The sequence below is a fragment of the Algoriphagus lutimaris genome (assembly GCF_017051705.1).
GTDB classification, from domain to species: Bacteria; Bacteroidota; Bacteroidia; order Cytophagales; family Cyclobacteriaceae; genus Algoriphagus; species Algoriphagus lutimaris.
Window position 1 is genome coordinate 1 of sequence record NZ_JAFIDJ010000038.1, and the last position, 285, is coordinate 285.

Annotated in this window: 1 protein-coding gene; it reads left to right on the top strand. The window is 66.0% G+C overall.

Going from position 1 to position 285, the window contains the following annotated elements; all coding sequences use genetic code 11:
* Nucleotides 1-285, top strand: a 285-nt coding sequence (locus JYB62_RS19690; RefSeq protein ID WP_205647098.1) for an FAD-binding protein, incomplete at both ends; no start/stop codon positions are given.

Here is a 285-nt window from a genome sequence, read left to right on the forward strand (position 1 = left end):
CGAGCACTCGGGACGGAGGTCTCTCCTGCCGGCCCGGGCCGTCGTTCTCACGACCGGCGGAGCCGGACAAATCTATGCCCGGACGACCAATCCGGCGAATGCGACCGGCGACGGCGTCGCGATGGCGCTTCGTGCCGGGGCCGTCCTGCAGGACATGGAGTTCGTCCAATTCCACCCCACGGCCCTGTACCTGCCTTCGAGCCCGCCCTTTCTGCTGTCAGAAGCGATGCGCGGAGAGGGGGCTCAATTACGCAACAGCAAGGGCGAAGTCTTCATGCAGCGCTA